The sequence below is a fragment of the Desulfonatronospira sp. MSAO_Bac3 genome, from assembly GCF_003838035.1.
Taxonomy (GTDB): Bacteria; Desulfobacterota; Desulfovibrionia; order Desulfovibrionales; family Desulfonatronovibrionaceae; genus Desulfonatronospira; species Desulfonatronospira thiodismutans.
This window is the reverse complement of sequence record NZ_QYZY01000181.1, coordinates 1-3,522: the sequence shown is the minus strand read 5'-3', so window position 1 is coordinate 3,522 and position 3,522 is coordinate 1. Positions and strand designations below refer to the sequence as shown.

General features: G+C 55.0%; 3 protein-coding genes. All 3 read right to left on the bottom strand.

The window, feature by feature from the left end:
• On the bottom strand, positions 1-749 hold a 749-nt coding region (gene mutM / locus D5S03_RS05950; RefSeq protein WP_287043007.1), incomplete at its 3' end, for a bifunctional DNA-formamidopyrimidine glycosylase/DNA-(apurinic or apyrimidinic site) lyase.
• Between the two features lie 2 nt (positions 750-751).
• Entirely contained in the window at positions 752-1,903 is a 1,152-nt protein-coding gene (locus D5S03_RS05945) for a ChaN family lipoprotein (RefSeq protein ID WP_287043005.1), read from the bottom strand.
• On the bottom strand, positions 1,894-3,159 hold the full coding sequence (locus tag D5S03_RS05940) for a phenylacetate--CoA ligase family protein (protein WP_008871301.1): 1,266 nt from the start codon (positions 3,157-3,159) through the stop codon (positions 1,894-1,896). The genes D5S03_RS05945 and D5S03_RS05940 overlap by 10 nt, the downstream gene beginning before the upstream one ends.
• Between the last annotated feature and the right edge of the window lie 363 nt (positions 3,160-3,522).

Sequence of the window (3,522 nt, the reverse complement as noted above, 5' to 3'; positions counted from 1 at the left end):
TGGTCTCTGGCAGGTTGTTCCTGTTGGTTTAACCGCTCACAAACCGCCTGCAGGTAAGCCCTGGCCTCCTCCAGGGCGTTGCGATAGTCCCGGAAAGAGCTTCCCCCGGCCTGAATGGCCTCCTGCAGTACCTGCTGCAGGCTGCAGTGCAGAGCCTCCAGTTGATCCCCGGACAGATCAACGGCCCGGGTGCAGGGATGAATCCCGGCCATGTACAGGGCCTCATCAGCATAAATATTGCCGATGCCGGCTATAACCTGCTGATCCAGCAGAAGGGACTTGATGCGGGCCTTTCTGCCCTGAAAAATATCTGTAAAGTCCTGTGAGGAAAGGTGCAGGGGCTCAGGGCCAAGGCCGCGGTAAAAATCCCAGGATTCAAGTTCCGGTGGTGTCAGTGCTGTTACATAGCCGAACCTGCGCTGGTCGTCAAAAAAGACATAGACCTCGTCTCCCAGGTCCAGAATAAGGTGCGTATGCTTTCCCGGCTGGACACCCTTGTCCGGCACCCAGACCTTGCCGGTCATTTTCAGATGAGACACCAAGTGTAAAGGCCCGTCGAGATCCAGGATAAGAAGCTTGGCCCTTCGCCGCACATCCAAGACTTTACGGCCCAGAAGCCTTCTTTGAAACTCAAGCTCATCACCGCGTACCACCCGGGCCTGCATCAGAAATATATCCCGGATGGACCTGCCGCTTACCAGGGGGGCAAGCCCCGCAGCTATGGTTTCTACTTCTGGAAGTTCCGGCAAGGCTACTCTTCCCGTGGAAGCTCCAGCTTAAGGCTCTTGATGCCTGCTTTTCGAAGCACCTTAAAAACCACCGGTTCCCCGGTCTTTGAGGCTTTGACAGCGGCATCGTGCAGATCTGACATCCCGTGTACGGCCCGGCTGTTTACGCCAATTATCTCATCACCCTTCTGAAAACCGGCCCTGTCGGCAGCGCTGTCTTCCACCACGCCGTGAACCACCAGGACATCATCCTGCCTGGACATTATAAGCCCCAGGCGCATGCGGCCATGCTGGGCCTGGGCAGGAGGGCAATAGAAATAAAGGGGATTGTCCGGGCTTATGTCCTCCACGTCTCGTACCGGCAGGACCCTGGTCACCCGGGCATCTCCATCCTGCTTAAGCAGGCGGTGCTCTATACCCCAGCCCATGCGCACATGCTCGCTGCCGGCCAGAACCACGACAGGCAGGGAATGCTCGAAACCAAACTGTTCGGCCATTTCCGCCATCTTGGAATCCCAGGTGGACTGGGCCTGAATAAAGTGCTGCAGTTCGGAACGATCCTCCGGAACAAACTCCTGGTGCATTTCATACTGCTTTTCCAGGAAAGAGAGCTGTTCTTCAGGGGGCATGGTAATCTTATCCGGCAGATACCTGCGGTCCTCCTCATCCAGGCTGTCCAGGCCGTAGTGGCTGATGCTGCGGGTGACTTCCGAGGGCAGATTAAGGGCCTTTACTGGTACCCCGTGCTCCCTGGCGGCCTCAAAAACAGGTCTGTACAGATCGAAATCGTATCCCCAGCTTTCGCTCCAGTCCAGTCTGTCCGGCAGTTCTTCCAGGGAAATCTCCCCCCTGTTGAAGCTGTCCAGGATCTCCTGCCGGCGTACATTGACCATCTCCAGCCCCAGGACATGGTCAACTCCGGACTGGGCCAGAAGGTGCACGATCCTGGCCTGGACCTTGTGATCGCATGGGTTGTTGTGGGATTCGCCCAATAAAATGAAATCATTGTCCCTTATCCTGTCCACCATCTCCTTGGAAGTCAGTCGCTCGCCGTCGCCGGTATAGAACTCACCGGGCTGCGGAGCGGGTTCTTCAATATGAACAGGCATTTTGGGTGCACAAGCGGCGGCCATGAGCAAAGCAAGGCATAAGAAAAAAAGTCTGGCTATTCCCATGTTCTCTTGTCCTCGATGGGCCTTACCTGGGGAGGCAGGGTCCCTGGGGCCAGTATTTGCAGCTCAGGCCTGATCTTGATCTTTTCCCTGAAGATATGCAGCAGTTCCGCCTCCCTTTTAAAGCTGGAGGCCTCAATGTAAAGGGTCATTTCGTCAATTCCCCCGGGGTTGGTAACCTCGATCTGCCACCTCTTGATCTCCTCGAACCCGGCCATGACCTGTTCCACCTGGTGAGGATAGACAAACATGCCCTTGATCCTGGCGGTGGTGTCCACCCGTCCCACTATATTGCCCAGCCTGGGCGAGGTCCGGCCGCAGGGGCAGGGGCTGTGATCTATATAGGAAAGGTCCCCGGTAGCCAGGCGGATCAGCGGATAGGTCTTATTGAAGGAGGTGACCACTATCTCGCCAACCTCCCCTTCCTTGAGGGGAATGCCGGTATCCGGGTGGCAGATCTCCACGAAAGTCCGGTTGGACACGTGCAGGCCGTTCTTGTGAAAGCATTCGTACCCGATGCTGCCCACATCGGCTGTGCCGTAGCCCTGACGCATGATGAGATCGAACTTCTTCTCAAGGGTGGAGCGCACTTTCTCGGAAAACTTTTCCCCGGTGACAAAGGCCACTTCCAGAAACAGGTCCTTGCGCAGGTTGAGCCCCTTTTCCTCCCCTTTCTGGGCCAGATGCATAAGGTAACTTGGAGTGCCCACAAAACCGGTTACCCTGAGCTTCTGCATCACCTCCAGCTGAGTATTGGTGTTGCCGGGCCCTGCTGGAACCACGGAACAGCCGATATTTCTCAGGGGCTCTTCAAACATGAGTCCGGCCGGGGCCAGGTGGTAGCTGAAGGTGACCTGGACGATGTCCCCTGTCCTGAAACCGGTAGCATAAAAACCTTCCGTCCATCCCCAGTAATCATCAGTACGGTCCTCTGGATCGAAAATGGGACCGGGGGAAAGAAAGATCCGTCTCAGCTCCCCCAGGTCCTTGGTCAACAGGCCCCCCAGGCGTGGTCCCATGGACTGCAGAAATATAAGCTCTTTTTTCTTTAAAATGGGAATATGCTTCAGATCCCCCAGGGTCTTGAACTTGTCCACGTAAAACTGCGCCCGGTCGAATCTCTTTTTCACGTCCTCGGAGTACCTGTATGCATAGCTCAAAAGATCCTTGAGCTGAATCTGGTAGTATTTCTGCCTTTCGCTTTGATCCAGGACTTCCTTCCTGGTCAGGATGCCTTCGGTTCGATCCTTTCGGGTCATTATGATTTTCCTCCTCCTGAGGGGTGCTTTTCGCAGGATTAGAGTCAGGGATTAAAATTTAAAAAATAACATTATACCTATATTCATAAGCAAATTCAAGAAAAATCTACTTCATGCTTCAACCACGCGAGCTTTAATCATTTTCAGTCCCAGGGTATGTGCTGACTGTAACCATTCAAGGGGTGCCAGCAATCGCCACCGGGAATAGGCCTGAGGCGTACTCCCCAGCCGTGAGCGGCAGAGCCGCCCGTGTGCAACGAAGTTGCCCGTGCCAAAAAAATCTTCTCTGGCACGGGAAGCCTTCAGGCTTCACACCCGACTAAAATGCGCTTTGCTGTCCTGCGGAATTTTAGCGGGCAGGCA

Excerpts from the sequence above, each read along its gene's own strand:
- D5S03_RS05945 (WP_287043005.1), bottom strand. The coding sequence starts at position 1,903 with ATGGGAATAGCCAGACTTTTTTTCTTATGCCTTGCTTTGCTCATGGCC.
- D5S03_RS05940 (WP_008871301.1), bottom strand. The coding sequence starts at position 3,159 with ATGACCCGAAAGGATCGAACCGAAGGCATCCTGACCAGGAAGGAAGTC.